A 17892-nucleotide genomic window follows, 5' to 3' on the forward strand; every position below is an offset into this window, starting at 1 on the left:
TCTGTTATAATAGTGTTTATATTTACCAGGGCTTCTATAAAGTTTTAGCAAAGCCGAGCGTCGGTCTTACTAGAGCATTGGGCCCTACAAGGCCCTACCAGCCCCCTGCAACACCCCTCTAAATACCCTGAAAAGATAAAAGTATATTAGTCGACTTTTAGGTTTCCTTTTCCTTTTTTCTTTCGGATTTTTTTTTGGATTCTTTTCACCGGTCAAAAAATGCGATTCACCGTAAAATAATTGCTAGAAATCTAAAATCTCTAGTCCTACATTGTAACAATAGATACCTTCGGTAGACTAATTAACAAACCGGAAAGCGAGTGGTGAACTGATTGATCTGCAAGCTTCAAAATTAACATCTAAAATGAAAAAACTAATACTCTTATTTTTTGGTCTGGCACTTACAATTGGGGCAAATGCTCAGTTTCCAATGGGCGGGGGAACTGCAAAAAAAATGGTTACGGGAAGGATCACCGCCTTAATACTGGACTCTCTAACTAAAAAGCCGATCGACTATGCCACCATTTCTTTAATTAAAAACAAAGACAATAAATCCGTTAACGGAGCGGTAACCGATGAGCGTGGGAAACTAACCATGTCCAATATCAGTCCGGAAGAATATAAATTGTCTATCGGATTTATGGGCTATAAAACAAAAATTATACCCGTTAAAACCACCCCGGAAAAACCGGATTTAAATGTGGGAACAATTTACCTGAGTCCAACAGCCAGCAACCTGAAAGAAGTAGCCATCACCGGTCAGCAGTCATTGATTGAAAACAAAGTAGATAAAATTGTTTACAATGCAGAGCAGGACATTAGCAATGCTGGTGGAGATGCAACCGATGTGATGCGTAAAGTACCTATGTTATCGGTAGACGTTAACGGAAACCTTCAAATGAGAGGAAGTGCGGTGCGCGTGCTGATCAATGGAAAACCATCAGGAACGATGGCAAACAGTGTAGCTGATGCTTTAAAAATGATTCCTGCAGAGCAGATTAAAAGTGTAGAAGTGATCACCAGCCCATCGGCAAAATATGATGCGGAAGGTTCTGGCGGAATTGTCAATATCATCACGAAAAAGAAATCCGCGGAAGGGACCAGTGGAAGTGTGAATGCTTCAGTAGGTACCCGTTCCAACAATGGGGCCTTCAACCTGAATGCAAAAACCGGACGTTTATCGCTCAATACAAGTCTTGGTGTAAACCATGCTTATCCTCAAAACTCACTGGTACGGTCTTTAAATAGTTCCACAAGACCTGACGGGAGCTTGAGTACAGTGTCTCAGGATGGCTTTTCAAAATGGTCACGTATAGGCTACAATGGAAGTGCAGGCCTGGATTACGACTTTAATAACTACCACAACATCAGCAGTACTGTTAAAATAAACAGATTTTCTAATGGTGGCCCAGGAAGTTCCGCAATTTTAACCAATGGTTACCCATCTACGAATATTAGAGATATGGATATGGGATTCAATAATTTGGATTGGAATATCGATTACAGGAAAACCAGTAAAAAAGAAGGAGAAGAGTTCAGTGTTTCTGCTCAGTTAACCACCGGAAGAAATACCAGCGAATATAGCAATAGAACTGTTTTCGACCAATTATTTTACCCGGCGAATGGTGATCCGGCATATATCCCTGCTGATATTGTGGACGCAGGATCAAATACCGGAAAAAACAATGAGTATACCTTACAATCGGATTACGTGTATCCCTTCAGTAAAACGACAATTCTTGAAACTGGTGTAAAAGGGATTTTTAGAAACATCCTGAGTACCTATGGAGAGTCGCTTCAGGATTTCGATTACGATCAGAATGTGGCTTCGGCTTATGCAGTATTGGGTTTTAAGCTGACTAAGAAAATCACTGCTAAAGCAGGGGTAAGAGGGGAATACACCAATATTAGTGCAGTTTCTGGTCATAAAGACAAGTTCAGTAATGACTATACCAACCTTTTTCCAAGTTTGATTTTATCACAAGCTTTAAAAGGTGGAAGTACCATCAAATTAAGTTATAACAAAAGAATTCAACGTCCGAGTTTATTTTATTTGAATCCATTTGAAAATAAAAGTGACCCATACAATACCTTACGTGGTAATCCGGAATTAGATCCTGAATTGACACATAATATGGAATTGGGCTACTCTACATTCATCAAAGGATCGGTGATCAATGCTTCTGTTTTTTATCGTACCACAGAAAATGTGATTGAAAGTGCCATTTTGCCAGTCGATGGAACATCGGCCACAGGCCAGCGTTTTTTAACCACTTATCTAAATATCGGAAAAAGTCAGTCTTATGGAGTGAATGTTTTTGCAAGTTATAATCCTAAGCCAAAATGGACTTTAATGACCAATCTTGGCTTGAATACCTATGAAGTAAACAACTCTTCCAGTAATATAAATACCGGAACATTTGTAAATTATACGGTCTTTGGACGTTCCGCTTATGCGCTTCCTGGTGGCTGGAATACGGAAGTCTGGGGAGTAATCAACTCTCCAAAAAGAACTTTTCAGGGTAAAACAGATGCGATGTATTTCTATGGTGCGGCACTGAAAAAGGAGATCATGAAGAAACAAGCCAGCATCGGACTAAATGTCTTGAACCCTTTCAGCCGTGATTTAGTGATCAATACCGTGAATAAAGGAGCTAACTACGAACAATCTACCAATATCCATTATCCATTGCGTTCTTTTGGCATCAATTTCAGCTATAAATTCGGTAAGTTGAAATTCACACAACCTAAAAAAGGAGTGAAAAATGATGATGTGAAAAAAGAAGAACAAGGAGGAATGGGCGGAGTTCAAAACTAAGCCTGTTCGGTTCCGGAATTCTTTTAAAAGATTTTGCTGTTAAGACGGCAGACCTGATGATTAAAATAAAAAGACCTTTCCCTGAAAAGCGGAAAGGTCTTTTTTATTGTTTTTTTACCCGCTTTAAAATCATCAGGTTTAAAGGATTCGAAGGGTACCCGCTAATGTTATTTTGCAGCATCACCAAAGATTGATCATAGAGGATGGGAACGATATTCGCATAAGTCATCACCATACTGTCCATCTTTTGATAAAGTTTAAACCTTTTCTGTGGATCACTTTCATAATAACTGCTTTCGAATAATTTGTCGTAGTCTTTATTGAAATATCCGGTATAGTTAGGGCCATCAGGTACCTTGTTTTTGGAATAAAATACTGCGAGGTAATTCTCGGCATCGCCATAATCTGCAATCCAGGAGCCCCTGAAAAAGTTAACCGCATTCTTCGACATCATATCCCTTAAACTGGCATTTGGATTGGCATCCACTTTTACTTTAATGCCAATTGCTGCCAATTCACCTTGTATAAATTCCATCAGGTCTTTATAAGTGGTAGAGGTGCTCAGGGTAATTGGCGGCATTCCTTTTCCATTCGGGAAGCCTGCTTCTGCCAATAACCTGGCTGCTTTTTCAGGCTCATAATGGTATCCTTTTACCACGGTGCTGTCAAAACCAGGCATGCCTTGTGGCATAAAACCTGCGGTAGCCGGAATGCCAATGCTGTTTCTAAGGTATTTGATCAGCTTGGGCTTGTCGATCGCATAATTAATCGCCTGCCTTACTTTTAAATACTTTACCGGAGAATTTTTTGAAATACTTTTAGAAGTGTCTACTAAGAATCCCAGGTACTCCGTGCAGAGGTAAGGACTTTTGATCATTTGAAACTTTCCTTTGTATTTGCGCGTCATATTTCCGCTTTTGCTGAGGATATCGTCACGATAGCTCCCATCCACTTTATCAAAAAAATCAAGGTCTTTTTTGATGAAATTCATGAAGGCGCTTTGCTTATCGCTGATAAAAGTAACTTTTACAGCATCCAGATAAGGCAGTTGGTGACCATTGTCTTTTTCCCAGTACTTTTCATTTTTTAAGAGCACCAGGATCTCATCTTCTTTCCAATATTTAAATTTAAAGGGTCCGGTGCCGATCGGATGGTTCCGAAAGTCTTTTCCGTAATGTTCTACCACTTCTTTGGGCACTACTGAGGCATATTGGGCGGTCAGCAGACTCAAAAAAGGAGGGAAGGGCTTGGTCAGTTTGATTTGAAAAGTAGAGTCGTTGAGGGCGATGAAACTATGCTGGTCTTTTACTTTATCGCTAAAAATCCAGCTTCCGGAAGAGGCCACTTTAGGGTCTATCAATCTGTAAAAGCTATAGGCAAAATCATCTGCCACTACTTTTCTGCCTTTTCCTCCAGCAAATATAGGATCGTCATGGAAATAGACATCGTCTCTCAAATGAAAAGTATAGCTCAAACCATCATCAGCAATTTCCCAGCTTTTTGCAATGCAGGGTACGGTATTCAACACACTGTCGATCTGCACCAGGCCATTGAAAACCTGGTTCACCATCCATAATGCATTCTGGTTGCGGGCAAAGGCAGGATCAAGGGAAGTCAGGTTTTGGTCCAGATTGATATTGAACACTTTTTTTTCCTGCTCTTCGGCCTTTCTGCCGCATGCTGTGAAGACAAACAGTAATAATCCGTAAAAAATATGGCTGATAATACGACGCATCGGTGTAGGAATACTAATTTTGCACAAAGTAATAAATAAAACAATATGTCTTTTTTAAATGCGGTTATAAATAAGGTGGAAGATGAAGCGCTTAATGAAATGCTTCAGGAGCGTGTGGATCTTGTCCAGCATAAAATAAAATTTATGGAGCAGGTATCTGTGGCCTGTCTGGATACCGAAAATCATTTAAACTGTGATCTGGAAGGCGTAATTAAGGATGCTGGCGGCATTTTGCAGGCAGATATGAATCAGGCAAGGGTGATCATCTATGTGGAACAAGGCGCAAGTATGCTGGGAATGATGGGTGTGGTTCCTTCTTTGCTTCAAAAAGAATGGCCTGCTGTAGAATACAACAGGGTTTATTTATTAGATGATCAGGCTGCAGCAGCTGCTACTCCGGAAGAATGGGTAGCCTTACTGGAAGACATTGCAGAAATGTTATACCCAGGTTATTTTGTTTTCGGTAATGAAGGCAAAAGCTGGAGCAGTTTCGGTGTATAACCGGATTCAAAACGATTTAAAACGCAATAAACTTATCCATTTGCTGGTTGGTGAACTTTAAGGTGTCTTCCTTGAAAATCTCATCCAGCTCATTCAGCTCGGTTTTGATAATGGAAATGTGGATCCTTAATGGCAGTACATTTAGGTGGAGGTAGCTGCAAACGCCGCCGAAATGATCAATGCCCCGGATATTCCCATATTTTCCAGAAGACAGCCCTACTAAAGCGGCTTTTTTATCGTAGAAACTGTCTGGAAACTGACAGGCATCAATGAATGTTTTTAGCACGCCTGGGAAACTCCCATTGTATTCCGGGATGACGAACAAAAATTTACTGGTCCTGGTCATCATTTCCTGGATGGGTTCAAACTCCGGACTGCGTTTTCCATACAGGTCGGAAGCGATCAAATTGTCTGGTAATTGTTCCAAGCTGAAAAGCTGGGTTTCTAATCCTTTTTCTGCCAGGACTTTTTGATAATATTTTGATACTTTCAGCGTATTACTTCCAGGTCTATTGGTTCCAGAGATGATGGTGATCATGTAAAAAATTGTTAATAAGATGTGTAAAACACTATATTGGCGCTATGCAGTAAGTGTCAAATTGTTTGTATCTTAGCTAATCGTTAAAATGTGCCTAAATCAATACAAAAATAGCATTTTTTATAGATTTAAATCGGGTAACAATAAGCCTTCAGTAAATAATTGGTAATTATTAGAAAGATAAATGAGTAAAATTATTGCATTGGCAAATCAAAAAGGTGGTGTAGGTAAAACGACTTCATCTATAAACTTAGCCGCAAGTTTAGCCGTACTGGAATACAGAACTTTACTGGTTGACGCAGATCCACAGGCTAACTCAACCTCAGGTATCGGCTTTGATCCGAGAAGTATTAAAAATAGCATCTATGAGTGTATCATTAATGATATCGAACCGATGGATGCCATTCAAAAAACAGAAACCCCTAATTTGGACCTGCTGCCGGCGCATATCGACCTGGTAGGAGCGGAAATAGAGATGATCAATCTCAATAACAGGGAATATAAAATGAAAGCGGTGCTGGAGAAGGTAAAGGATCAATACGATTTTATTATCGTGGATTGTTCTCCATCATTAGGTTTAATTACCATCAATGCGCTGACTGCTGCGGATTCGGTAATTATTCCGGTGCAATGCGAATATTTTGCATTGGAAGGATTAGGTAAGTTACTGAACACCATTAAGATCGTTCAAAACCGCCTGAATCCGGAGTTGGAAATTGAAGGGATTTTACTGACGATGTATGACGTGCGTTTACGCCTTTCAAACCAGGTGGTAGAAGAAGTGAGAACGCATTTTCAGGACTTAGTTTTTGAAACCATTATTCAAAGAAATACACGCCTGAGTGAGGCGCCAAGTTACGGTATATCTGTGATCATGCACGATGCCAACTGTAAAGGGGCGATCAACTATTTGAACCTGGCACGCGAAATCGTTCGTAAAAACGGATTGGTAACGGAAGTGCAGGATGTAAATAAAGCAATTATATAAAACTATTTTAATGACATCTTTTCAGCGAAAAACAGGTTTAGGTAAAGGATTAAGTGCGCTTTTAGATGACAGCGATTCGGTGAACCTACCGAAAAACGGAGTCAATCCTGTAAGCGAAAACAGGCAGGAAAATAGCAATAACAGCGCTATTGGACACATCAAAATCTCTGATATTGATACCAATCCTTACCAGCCGCGTACGGAGTTTGATCAGGTTGCTTTAATTGAACTTTCTGAGTCGATTAAGGTACAGGGTCTGATTCAGCCGATCACCGTAAGAAAGCAGGCAGGAAATCGTTTCCAGCTGATTTCAGGTGAACGCAGGTTAAGGGCATCGAAGCTGGCTGGCCTGACGGAAATCCCTGCCTATGTGCGCAATGCCAATGATCAGCAAATGCTGGAAATGGCTTTAATTGAGAACATTCAACGTGAAAACCTGAATGCAATTGAAGTGGCATTGTCTTTCCAAAGAATGCTGGAAGAATGTAATTTAAAACAAGACCAGCTGGGCGAACGTGTAGGTAAAAACCGGACTACGGTAACCAATTACTTAAGGCTGCTGAAATTGCCTCCATCGATTCAAATCTCGATCAGAGATCAGAAAATATCTATGGGTCACGCCCGCGCATTGATCAATGTGGAAGATGTCGAAAAACAACTTTACATCCACCACGAAATCCTGGATAAAGGCCTTTCTGTAAGGAAAGTGGAAGAATTGGTGAGAGGGATCAACAGTTTAGACCTGAATGCGAAGCGTCCTAAACAATCCAATGGCGTATCTTTTGAATACCAGAAATTGCAGAAAGACCTCGCTACAAAATTCTCAACGAAAGTGAAATTGAAAGTGGGAGAGAACGGTAAAGGTGCAATTGAAATTCCTTTTATGTCGGAAGACGACCTGAGCAGAATTTTAGAATTATTAGATTGGTAATGTCAAAGGCTTTTCTTTTGTCAGGATGCTTGTTTTTTGCTGCGATTGCAGTGAAGGCACAGGACGTGACACCGCTAAAAAAAGACAGTACCGCTGCAGTGGCAGCTCCGGTTAAAAGTAAAACAGATACTTTAAAGCCTAAATATATAAATCCTGGCAAAATTGCCGGTCGACAGGCCATGTTGCGTTCTGCAATGTTACCAGGTTTGGGGCAGATCAGAAGCGGTTTAAACGTGTATCGTGGGTTAAAAGTAGCTGGTATTTATACTGGCGCAACTTTACTGACCCTTTCTTATATTGACAATAACAATAGTTACCACATCTTTCTTACGGAATTACAAACGAGGGCAAAGATAGCAGCCTATAATCAGGCAGTGGCAGCAAATGGTGGAACCCCTCCACCGGGCCTTGTGAAGCCGGATGTAAAAGCAGATCCAAATTACGCGTCAGTGAGTGACGCCAATCTGGTGACTGCAAAAGATACTTATAGAAGAAATAAAGATGTCATTCTGTTCTCTTTTGTAGGATTGTATCTTTTAAATATCGTGGACGCCTATGTAGATGCCCGATTAAAATATTTTGATGTAGGTGATGTGTCTGTGAAGCTGGCTCCTACTATGATAAACAACAGCAGCATGTACGGCAGCAATAGCATCAATGGGTTAAACCTGCCTGTACCAGGAATTAAATTAGCCGTCCGTTTTTAATTGACCAGGACGATTACAGCATAAATTATTAATTGAACCAAAAAAAAATGAAAATAGCACTATTGGGTTATGGTAAAATGGGTCAGATTATTGAACGTTTTGCTCTGGAAAGAGGCCACGAGGTGGTTTTGAAAATCAGCTCATCCAATTTGGATGACCTCAACACCGCTAACTTATCTAAGGCAGATGTAGCCATAGATTTTAGTATTCCAGCTGCCACAATAGGAAATATTTACCGTTGTTTTGAAGCCAATGTACCTATTGTTGTAGGTTCTACAGGATGGTACGGACAATTGCAGGAAGTAAAAGATGAATGTTTAGCCAGTAACAATACGCTGCTGTATGGGTCAAACTTCAGTATTGGGGTAAATATATTTTTCCATATCAATCAGGTTTTAGCGAAAGTAATGAATAACTTCCCCGCCTATGACGTGCAGGTAGAAGAGATTCACCATACTCAGAAGCTGGATTCACCAAGCGGAACCGCCATGACAATTGCTGAGGGGATCATTGATGCCTTAGACAGCAAGAAAGAATGGGTAAATGAGTTGGTAGGAACTCCTTTTGAGGACGTGATTAAAAAAGATCAGGTGCTGATTGAGTCACACCGTATTGAACATGTTCCAGGAACACATACCGTAGTGTATAGTTCTGAAGTGGACGATATTGAGATTAAACACACCGCACACAACCGTGCTGGTTTTGCTTTGGGTGCTATAGTTGCAGCGGAGTGGTTGCAAAATAAACAAGGCTTTTATAACATAGCCGATATATTTAATTTTAAATAAAAAAGTATGAATTGGAAATTCTGGCAAAAGAATAAAGATGCCAAGCCAGGTAAGAAAAAAACTAAAAGCCGCGAATGGTTTGATGCCATTTTATTTGCGGTCATAGCAGCTACCATCATCAGGGTGTTTTTCATTGAAGCCTATACCATTCCTACCGCCTCGATGGAAAGGTCGCTTTTAGTAGGCGATTTCTTATTTGTGAGTAAAGTGAATTATGGTGCAAGGATTCCGATGACACCTGTTGCCTTTCCTTTTGCCCACCATACGATGCCAATTACCGGTACTAAAGCGTATTGGGATGGCGTACAATGGAAATTCCGTAGGCTACCAGGTCTTTCTGACATTAAAAGAAATGATGTAGTGGTATTCAATTACCCGCAGGGAGATACGGTTGCAGTAGAATATCAGGATCAGGATTACTACCAGATGGTACGTTCTTTAGGATGGAAACAGGTGAACAGCCAGTTTACCATCGTGAGCAGGCCAGTAGATAAAAGAGAGAATTATATCAAAAGATGTATCGGTATTGCCGGTGATACCATCAGCATGAAAGGCGGTTTGGTTTACCTGAATGGCAAGGCTGATCCACTAAAAAACACTGGACAGATTTCTTATGAAGTAGTTTTTAAAACTTCCGATGTGAACTTCAAAGTGTTTGAAGATATTGGATTTAATGTTTCTGACGAAATTTCTGCGATCGGTCAAAATAATTACCAGTTTACAGGTACTGCTGAGATGATGGATAAAGTGCGCAAACTGGATTTTGTACAGTCGGTAAAGGAGATTACTGAACCAGCAGGTAAAAGAGATCCGGACATTTTTCCGTTCGACCAGAACAGAGATTGGAATGTCGATAACTTCGGGCCAATTATTATCCCTAAAAGGGGCTGGACGGTTAAATTGGACAGTGTAACGATGCCGCTTTACGAAAGAAGCATTCGTATTTATGAAGGAAATAAAGTAGAAAAATCTGGTAAAGGATGGTTGATCAATGGCGTCGCTGCGGATAGCTATACTTTCAAAATGGATTACTATTGGATGATGGGGGATAACCGCCATAGGTCTGCGGATTCCCGCTACTGGGGCTTTGTGCCGGAAGATCATATCGTAGGAAAAGCATTGTTCATCTGGATGAGCTATGATACCAACGGATCTTTCTTCAGTAAAATCAGATGGAATAGGTTGTTCAGAGGAATCAACTAATTTTACTAAGCTATTTTTATGGACGGCTGATGCATTGCATCAGCCGTTTTTGTTTATAATCGATTTTCCAGCCAATAGCACCGGCTCTATACGCTTCATCGCTAAATCTTTATGTGATTTCAATTCAAGTTAGCTTTACTTTAAAAATAATTTAAAAAGTATGCTTGCTTTGTGATAAATATATTTTAAGTTTGAGCCATTAAACCATAAACTTTTGACAGCTAGTACCAAAAAATATCGTCAGTTGAGGACAGATGTGATTAAGCACTTGTATTACGGTAAGATGTTAACTCTTGCCGAATTGAGTCACCTTACACATAAAAGTCTGCCTTTGATTACCACCATGGTGAACAACCTGATGGCTGACGGATATGTGCTGGAATATGGCTTGGCACCTTCAACAGGGGGTAGAAGAGCATTGACTTTTCTTTTGAATAAAGAAAAACAAAGCTATATCATCGCTGTTGCCATGGATCAATTGGTGACTCAGGTAGTGATCTATGATTTACTGAATGAGGTACGTATAGCCGCTGAACTTTTTCCATTTGCACTGAATGGCGATCCGGCAAATACGGAAACTCTGATTGAATTCCTGAAAAATTACATCATCAGATCCGGCATTCCACTGGAGCAAATATTAGGTCTTGGCATTGGTATGCCAGGTTTTGTAAATGCGGCGGAAGGAGTGAACCATACTTTTTTTAAAATAGAAGGGCAGGGGAATCTAAAAGAACATTTGACGAAAGAATTGGGCCTGCCCGTATTTATCGACAATGATTCCAGTCTGATTGCATTGGCTGAACTGAAGTTTGGGGTGGCTAAAGAGCGGAAGGATGTGATGGTAGTGAATGTAGGCTGGGGGATTGGCCTGGGGATGATCATCAATGGCAGCTTGTTTAGGGGACATAGCGGTTATGCAGGTGAGTTTAGCCACATTCCATTGTCGCAGAGCAATAAATTGTGTGCTTGTGGTAAACAGGGCTGCCTGGAAGTTGATACCTCTTTATTGGTATTGGTGGAAAGGGCCAAATCGCAAATTGAAAATGGTATGAAATCTAGTCTGGAGTTAAGTTTTTTGGACGAAAGTAAACTCGCAGGAGATCATTTTCTGGAAGCAGCTAAAGCGGGGGATCCTTTAGCAGTTTCTATTATGGCAGATGCTGCTTTTCTAATCGGAAAAGGGCTGGCCACTTTAATCCACATCATTAATCCCGAATTAATTGTGTTGGGAGGACGAGGCGCAATCGCCGGCAAAATGATGATGGCGCCAATTGAGCAGGCCATTCATGAATTTTGCATCCCCAGACTGGCAGAACATACAGAGATCAAAGTATCCGCATTAAATACGGAATCTGCTCTGCTTGGCGCCGCAACGCTCGTTATTGAGAACTGTAATTTTAACTAAATATATGTGTAACCGCTTTTAGTGTAGGGATAGGCTAAAAGCATTTAACGTAACAGGATTAACAACTATTAACCAAATTTTAACAATTAAATCTTTATAAGATGAAACAGATGTACTTGAGGTGTATGGCCGTTTTGTTATTGAATGTAATAACAATAGCTGCTTATGCGCAACAAAAGGTTACTGGAACGGTAACGGAAAAATCAGGGCAACCCATCCCTGGTGTGAGTGTCACAGAAAAGGGAACAAAAAATGGAACCTCTACAAATGGAGAAGGAAAATTTAATATTTCTGTGAAGTCTGGTGCAGTATTGGTATTCTCTTCGATTGGTTTAACCACAAAAGAAGTAAGTGTTGGTACGTCAGCAACCTTAAATGTTGTGCTTCAGGATGAAGAAAATAAACTGAATGAAGTGGTAGTAACTGCCCTTGGTATTAAAAGAGAGAAAAAATCTTTAGGATATGCCATGCAGGAACTTAAAGGAGAATCTTTGGTAGAGGCTAGAGAACCTAACTTGGTAAACGCATTGTCAGGTAAGGTTGCTGGTTTACAAATTACCCGTTCTAGTAGTGGTCCGGCTGGTTCATCCAAAATTACGTTAAGAGGTAACAACTCACTTACGGGTGAGAACCAACCTTTAATTGTGGTAGACGGTGTGCCAATGGATAACTTTACAGGTGCTAAGAATAATGATTTTTCTAATCCTAGTTTGGATATGGGTAACGGTTTAGCTGATATCAATCCAGAAGATATCGAAAGCATGTCTGTTCTAAAAGGCCCAACGGCTTCGGCCCTTTATGGATCAAGAGCAGGTAATGGTGTGATTTTAATTACCACAAAATCAGGTAAAGCACAAACTGGTGTTGGAATCACGGTTACTTCCTCTTTGGGAGTGGAAAGTATTGCTACTGGTCCGAATCTTCAAAATTCATTTGGACAAGGAGCAAATAGCCTTTATGAAAAGATTTCAAATGGAAGTTGGGGTCCTAAAATTGAAGGCCAACTGGTTACAAAATGGAATGGTGAACAAGCACCACTTCAAAGTTTTGATAACATAGGGAATTACTTTCAAACTGGTATCTCATTAAATAACGGGATTTCATTCCAGCAACAATACAAAGGAACTTCTATTTATACTTCCCTAAATCGTACTGACGATAAAAGTATTATTCCTGGTGTTAAATTGACCAGAACAAATTTAACAGCAAGAGCCGTGAGTAAATTTGGAAAGGACGACCGTTGGACAACAGATACTAAAGTTCAGTACATCAATAGCAACGCAGAAAATAGACCTTTATTAGGTTCAAGAAGTGAAAATGCTTTTGCCGCAATTTATAACTTGCCAAGATCAATGGATATCCGTGATTTTAGTGCTGCGAAAAAAGCAGATGGCAATATGTTGTGGTACGGTGGAGGAAATCAGATCAACCCTTACTGGGCACGTCAATATAACTTGAATCAGGATGTTAGAGATCGTTTCTTAATGAATGGATCATTGAAATATCAATTCAATAATTGGTTAACTGCAGAAGTAAAAGGTGGTGCGGATATGTATACGACCAACACGGAGACTAAGGTGTATGGCGGTAGTCCAATTGTTACTACAGGAAGATATGGTGCAGGTAAAAATGTTTTCACTGAAACAAATTTCAGTACTTTAATTACTGCTAAACAAGATAATTTATTCAGCAAAGTTGGTGGTGCAATGACCTTGGGTGGCAATTTAATGTCAAGTAAAGCTACTGGCCTGGCGGCAAACTCAGGTGAATTAGTTGTGCCAGACTTTTTTTCGTTAAACAACGGTGTAAACAGAGCAACCATAGAAGAAGAGTTCAATACAAAAAAGATCAACTCGGTATATGGATCAGGTCAGCTTAATTGGGATCAGTATTTATTCCTGGATGTGACTTTTAGAAATGACTGGACGTCTACTTTGAACAATAGTAACCGTTCTTATTTCTATCCTTCTGTGAGTACCTCTCTCGTTTTTTCTGACATGATTACTAAAACAGGTGGAACATTGCCTTCTTGGGTGAGCTACGGTAAAGTGAGAGCTTCTTATGCTGAGGTAGGCAATGACCTTGGTGCTTATAAGCTATACAATACATATACTATCGGTAAGGATCCAAATGGAAATACAACAGCCTCAAGAGGTAAAGTTTTAAATGATCCAAATGTAAAAAGCGAGTTGATTAAAGCATTTGAAGTAGGTGCGGAGATGAGATTTTTCGATAGTAAGTTTGGTTTTGATATTGCTTATTATAAATCAAATGCAACGAGACAACTGCTTGAAATCTCGATGGACCCACTGAGTGGTTATGAGAAAAGAAGGGTAAATGCTGGTGATATTCAGAATACTGGATTTGAAGCAATGTTAGATGCAAAAATGATGTCAAATCAAAATGGTTTGAACTGGAATATGTTGCTGAACTTTTCAAGAAATAACAATACGGTTAAAGAAATAACACCTGATGTTCGTGAATATCAATTAGGAGGCTATGATGACGTATATGTTTTAGCAGTAACCAATCAAAAATATGGAGAGATTTATGGAAGTAAATACCTTAGAGTAGAAGATGCTGCCAGCCCTTTTAATGGTCAGTTGATTCTTGATGCAGATGGTTTGCCTCAAAGAGGTGTGCAAAAAACAAGATTGGGAAATCAGCAGGCAAACGCTTTACTAGGTTTAACCAATAGTTTTGCTTACAAAGGATTTGGATTGTCATTCCTTGTAGATGCACGTTTCGGCGGTCAGATCTTCTCTGGAACCAATGCTGCAATGCAGGAGAACGGAACTGCAGCAGTTACCGCACCTAATGGTTTAAGAGAAAACATGGTAGTGGGTGGCGTAATCTTAAATGGTAGTGGTCAATATGTTCAGAATAGCATCGCGGTAACCCCTGAAAGATATTGGGCCAAAGTTCATAGTTACGGAAACCTAGGAATTGGGGAAGAAAATATATATGATGCAACTAATATTCGCTTAAGAAATGTTCAGTTAAATTATTCTATTCCAGCCAAATTCCTTTCTAAAACACCTATTCAACGCGCAAAGATTGGTGTTTCCTGCAATAATGTATGGTTAATTTCAGGTGATATGAATGGTATTGACCCGGAATCTGTATATGCAACAAGAGGCAACGCTACTGGATTTGAAAATTTCAGTGCGCCAACTACACGTACATTTTTATTTAACTTAACACTGGGCTTCTAATTTTTTTAACAAAGGAGATTTCCTTTATAAATCAAGATTCTGATGAAAACAATTATAAAAACTTCATGCATGCTTTTAACAACAGCGTTGTTATTGGCATCATGTAAAAAATTCGAACAAATCAATGTGGATCCTTATGCTGCTACCGCTGACCAAGCGCAAACAGAGTATTTCATCAATGGCTCTATTATTGGTGCCCAGATGAACCCGGATATAGCAGAGCGTTCATTTATCCTTTACTGGAAAACGGCAGGACATCAGCACAGTAACGGGGGGCTTTCTTCAGGCTCTTATAATGACGGCTGGACCAGTGCTTATTATGATAAGATCGCTGCATGGTTAAATAGTGCCAATACAGCGATTCAAATTGGTGAGGGACAAATTGCAAATGGAACAGCGAAAGCTTATACCCCTAACTTGGTACAAGTGGCAAGAATCTGGAGAGCTTACTTAATGAGTGAAATGACAGATAATTTTGGACCAATTCCTGTTAAGGCCTTTAATGGTACTAACCCTGAATTCTCAGATGTAAAAACTATCTATTATTACCTGTTGACTGAATTAAAAGAAGCAGGCACTAAGCTTGATTTAACTGTTGCAAATACGGATGCATTGAAAAAACTGGATCCTGCATATGCCTACGACTATGCAAAATGGAAAAAGTATGCAAACTCTATGCGTATGCGTTTAGCGATGAGGTTATCCGAAGTAGATGCAGAAAAAGCAAAAACTGAATTTGAACTGGCAGCAGCAGGAAGTGATTTTATTAAAGCATCAGATGAGACTTTCCAGGTAGCGGAGAGACCAGGATGGGATGACCTTACTGGAGTAATGAGTAGAGAGTGGAATCCACAGTTTATTTCTGCGTCTTTAAATAATATTTATTTAGGCCTTGGTGGGATTAAAACAGAAACTCAGCTTGGAGCAAGTTATTTGTCAGCGATCAAACCTGCAGATTACCTGGGCTTAAAATTTGATGATCACTTTACCTCTAAAACCAATAACCCGTCTGCCGGATATTGGTTTGATGGTCTTCCAAATGTAATTGATCCACGTGCTTATAAAACGTTTATCATTCCTGGCGATTTCTCTAATGCTAATTTTAATTCATATCCTTCCTGGACTACTGATGCGAAAACGACTACCAGAAATCTAATGAGTGCAACAAATACAGTGGTAAAAACAATTGATGCTAAAAACACCTGGAATGCTTCCAATACTGGCGACTGGGGTGCAAAAGGAACAAAAAATGAGCTGAGAGCCTATGAAGGTACTATGCCGCGTCTGTCTAACCAATTTAGAGCAAGTACCAGCAAACGTATTTTCTTTGCACCATGGGAAACGTATTTCCTATTGGCCGAAGCGGCTGAGCGTGGATGGGCAACCCCAATGGGCGGAAAGGCTGCATATGAGGCTGGTATCCGAGCTAGTTTTGAGTATTGGGGTGTAAGCAACTCAGTTGGTAATTACTTGACATCAGATGACTTCAATAGAGTAGGTACATCAGTAAATTGGGATCACATCACTGAACCTCCTGCAAGCCATGCTATGAATTACATTAATGGATATACAAATGAAGCAGGAGTTGCTAATGTATTGTATCCGGTAAATAACCTATATAAAAATGGTACAGTTAAAAATGATCATTTAACAAAAATCATTACGCAGAAGTTTATTGCTCAAACTCCTTGGCTTCCATTAGAAGCTTGGAATGATCAAAGACGTTTAGGATTACCTTTCTTTGAAAATCCAGCAATCGAAAATGTATTACCTAATTTACCAGCTTTAAACAGCGGTAATTATATGACGAGCAACGTTAAGTTCTTCCCTCAACGTTTGAGATATCCTTCAAGTTTGCAAACTACAAACAAACCTGGTTACCAACAGGCAGTAGCTGCTTTAGGTGGTGCTGACGAAGTGTTGACTCCATTATGGTGGGCTAAGAAATAAGTTTTCTTATTCACGAAAAAAACCTGCAGATCTAAGATCTGCAGGTTTTTTTTGTACATGGGTATTTTTTATAATGATTTTATCCAGGTTACCAGCTCATCGCGGGTTTTGCCTGTTTTCTGTTGCAATTTGCCATACATTTCATCTTCTTTACCTTCTTCGTACTTCAAATCGTCGTCGGTTAAATCGGCGTAAGCTTGTTTTACTTTTCCCTTAACTTCGTTCCATTTTCCTTTTAATTCCAACTTATCCATAACTCTTTTTTTTTAATGATTAACAATAAATAGATACTTAAAGAACAGCCGTTAAAAATATTTGTTTGATTTTATGTAACCTTTTGCGCTTTTCGTTCATCTGCTGTATAGAGATTCCCTTATACTTAAACACCGCAACCAGATGAAAAAAATCATTTATTTCCTCTTATTTACCACTTGTATTACCCATACTTCCTGTACGATGATGATCAAAGGACTCGTCAAAAAGGTAGTCAAGCATTACGACGATCACATCGATTGGAATGTATCTTCCTTCCAGCTGATGGATAAAAAAGAAAAAGTACAGTCTTTCGCAGACCTATATTCCGGAAAGACCGTTTACTTATACACCTGGGCAGATACGAGCAGTCGCCCGCCGCATGATAAAGATTACAATAACCTGAAAGCACGTTTCGCTCCTTATCCGGATGTGGTGTTTGTAGACTTATTTATCGGATCAAATGAAAAGGCATGGCTGGATTTTGAAAAGAAAAAACCGGGTACCGATCAGTATTTTCTAGTTAAAAATGGGGCTTCCGAAGCATTCTTGTCGGATTTAGAGGGATCTACTGTTGTTCCATTTATTATTGGAAAAGATGGAAAAATGCTGGCCTTTAAGGCACCTAAGCCACAAGATAAGATCTTAGTTGATTACGTGCTTTTCGAGGCAAGGGAAGGTATTGATGGCACCACTTCAGCGAAGCAACTGATCAAAGGAGTGAACAGCCAGCAAAAGTTCAAAACTGAAGCGCTGAACAATTGGTATAAACAGCATTTTAAGGTGACTGAAATAGATAAATTGTCTTTTGGAGTCTCCTCCACTCAGTAAAATATTTAACTTAAAAAGGCCAGCTCAGAT

Annotated in this window: 14 protein-coding genes; 11 read left to right on the plus strand and 3 right to left on the minus strand. The window is 39.7% G+C overall.

The features are described from left to right. The first annotated feature begins 364 nt into the window (after positions 1 to 364). Positions 365 to 2818 carry a TonB-dependent receptor gene (locus K7X70_RS04060; RefSeq protein ID WP_255606903.1) on the plus strand — a complete coding sequence of 818 codons (2454 nt, stop codon included), beginning with the start codon at positions 365 to 367 and terminating at the stop codon, positions 2816 to 2818. A gap of 103 nt (positions 2819 to 2921) precedes the next feature. Here K7X70_RS04060 and K7X70_RS04065 read toward each other — a convergent pair whose 3' ends face one another. After that, positions 2922 to 4553 (minus strand): ABC transporter substrate-binding protein, encoded by a 1632-nt coding sequence (locus tag K7X70_RS04065; protein ID WP_222535873.1) that lies wholly within the window; start codon positions 4551 to 4553, stop codon positions 2922 to 2924. Between the two features lie 45 nt (positions 4554 to 4598). Between K7X70_RS04065 and K7X70_RS04070 the strand changes: the two genes are divergently transcribed. Then, a complete protein-coding gene (locus tag K7X70_RS04070; RefSeq protein WP_222535874.1) occupies positions 4599 to 5054 on the plus strand; it encodes a substrate-binding domain-containing protein in 456 nt (151 codons plus the stop codon). A gap of 16 nt (positions 5055 to 5070) precedes the next feature. Here K7X70_RS04070 and K7X70_RS04075 read toward each other — a convergent pair whose 3' ends face one another. Then, positions 5071 to 5592, minus strand: coding sequence for an NADPH-dependent FMN reductase (locus K7X70_RS04075; RefSeq protein ID WP_222535875.1), 522 nt, complete (start codon positions 5590 to 5592; stop codon positions 5071 to 5073). Between the two features lie 184 nt (positions 5593 to 5776). Between K7X70_RS04075 and K7X70_RS04080 the strand changes: the two genes are divergently transcribed. From K7X70_RS04080 to K7X70_RS04115, 8 genes are all read left to right on the plus strand, one after another. After that, complete coding sequence (locus K7X70_RS04080) at positions 5777 to 6580, plus strand: ParA family protein (protein ID WP_062546947.1); 804 nt, start codon at positions 5777 to 5779, stop codon at positions 6578 to 6580. A gap of 10 nt (positions 6581 to 6590) precedes the next feature. Further along, on the plus strand, positions 6591 to 7511 hold the full coding sequence (locus K7X70_RS04085) for a ParB/RepB/Spo0J family partition protein (RefSeq protein ID WP_222535876.1): 921 nt from the start codon (positions 6591 to 6593) through the stop codon (positions 7509 to 7511). Beyond that, a complete protein-coding gene (locus K7X70_RS04090; protein WP_222535877.1) occupies positions 7511 to 8218 on the plus strand; it encodes a DUF5683 domain-containing protein in 708 nt (235 codons plus the stop codon). The genes K7X70_RS04085 and K7X70_RS04090 overlap by 1 nt, the downstream gene beginning before the upstream one ends. 47 nt (positions 8219 to 8265) lie before the next feature. Beyond that, the gene (gene dapB, locus K7X70_RS04095; protein ID WP_222535878.1) at positions 8266 to 9006 is read left to right on the plus strand and encodes a 4-hydroxy-tetrahydrodipicolinate reductase; all 741 of its coding nucleotides are present in this window, start codon (positions 8266 to 8268) and stop codon (positions 9004 to 9006) included. A gap of 6 nt (positions 9007 to 9012) precedes the next feature. Then, positions 9013 to 10209, plus strand: coding sequence for a signal peptidase I (gene lepB / locus K7X70_RS04100; protein WP_222535879.1), 1197 nt, complete (start codon positions 9013 to 9015; stop codon positions 10207 to 10209). A gap of 214 nt (positions 10210 to 10423) precedes the next feature. Continuing rightward, positions 10424 to 11614: an ROK family protein gene (locus tag K7X70_RS04105; protein WP_255606907.1), complete on the plus strand. Its 1191-nt coding sequence runs from the start codon at positions 10424 to 10426 to the stop codon at positions 11612 to 11614. Between the two features lie 101 nt (positions 11615 to 11715). Then, positions 11716 to 14829, plus strand: coding sequence for a SusC/RagA family TonB-linked outer membrane protein (locus tag K7X70_RS04110; RefSeq protein WP_222535880.1), 3114 nt, complete (start codon positions 11716 to 11718; stop codon positions 14827 to 14829). A 69-nt stretch (positions 14830 to 14898) separates the two neighbouring features. Further along, the gene (locus K7X70_RS04115) at positions 14899 to 16779 is read left to right on the plus strand and encodes a SusD/RagB family nutrient-binding outer membrane lipoprotein (RefSeq protein ID WP_255606909.1); all 1881 of its coding nucleotides are present in this window, start codon (positions 14899 to 14901) and stop codon (positions 16777 to 16779) included. A gap of 68 nt (positions 16780 to 16847) precedes the next feature. On the opposite strand, the gene K7X70_RS04120 is transcribed toward K7X70_RS04115, so the two are convergent. Next, positions 16848 to 17033: a CsbD family protein gene (locus tag K7X70_RS04120; protein WP_062546955.1), complete on the minus strand. Its 186-nt coding sequence runs from the start codon at positions 17031 to 17033 to the stop codon at positions 16848 to 16850. A gap of 142 nt (positions 17034 to 17175) precedes the next feature. Here K7X70_RS04120 and K7X70_RS04125 point away from each other — a divergent pair, with 142 nt between their 5' ends. After that, entirely contained in the window at positions 17176 to 17862 is a 687-nt protein-coding gene (locus tag K7X70_RS04125; protein ID WP_222535882.1) for a TlpA family protein disulfide reductase, read from the plus strand. Positions 17863 to 17892: the final 30 nt, after the last annotated feature.

Origin of the sequence: Pedobacter polysacchareus, from assembly GCF_019802255.1 — a bacterium.
GTDB lineage: Bacteria > Bacteroidota > Bacteroidia > Sphingobacteriales > Sphingobacteriaceae > Pedobacter > Pedobacter polysacchareus.

Bases quoted from the DNA above. Each gene is read 5' to 3' on its own strand.
- K7X70_RS04060 (WP_255606903.1), top strand. From the start codon at position 365: ATGAAAAAACTAATACTCTTATTTTTTGGTCTGGCACTTACAATTGGG.
- K7X70_RS04065 (WP_222535873.1), bottom strand. From the start codon at position 4,553: ATGCGTCGTATTATCAGCCATATTTTTTACGGATTATTACTGTTTGTC.
- K7X70_RS04070 (WP_222535874.1), top strand. From the start codon at position 4,599: ATGTCTTTTTTAAATGCGGTTATAAATAAGGTGGAAGATGAAGCGCTT.
- K7X70_RS04075 (WP_222535875.1), bottom strand. From the start codon at position 5,592: ATGATCACCATCATCTCTGGAACCAATAGACCTGGAAGTAATACGCTG.
- K7X70_RS04080 (WP_062546947.1), top strand. From the start codon at position 5,777: ATGAGTAAAATTATTGCATTGGCAAATCAAAAAGGTGGTGTAGGTAAA.
- K7X70_RS04085 (WP_222535876.1), top strand. From the start codon at position 6,591: ATGACATCTTTTCAGCGAAAAACAGGTTTAGGTAAAGGATTAAGTGCG.
- K7X70_RS04090 (WP_222535877.1), top strand. From the start codon at position 7,511: ATGTCAAAGGCTTTTCTTTTGTCAGGATGCTTGTTTTTTGCTGCGATT.
- dapB (WP_222535878.1), top strand. From the start codon at position 8,266: ATGAAAATAGCACTATTGGGTTATGGTAAAATGGGTCAGATTATTGAA.
- lepB (WP_222535879.1), top strand. From the start codon at position 9,013: ATGAATTGGAAATTCTGGCAAAAGAATAAAGATGCCAAGCCAGGTAAG.
- K7X70_RS04110 (WP_222535880.1), top strand. From the start codon at position 11,716: ATGAAACAGATGTACTTGAGGTGTATGGCCGTTTTGTTATTGAATGTA.
- K7X70_RS04115 (WP_255606909.1), top strand. From the start codon at position 14,899: ATGCTTTTAACAACAGCGTTGTTATTGGCATCATGTAAAAAATTCGAA.
- K7X70_RS04120 (WP_062546955.1), bottom strand. From the start codon at position 17,033: ATGGATAAGTTGGAATTAAAAGGAAAATGGAACGAAGTTAAGGGAAAA.
- K7X70_RS04125 (WP_222535882.1), top strand. From the start codon at position 17,176: ATGAAAAAAATCATTTATTTCCTCTTATTTACCACTTGTATTACCCAT.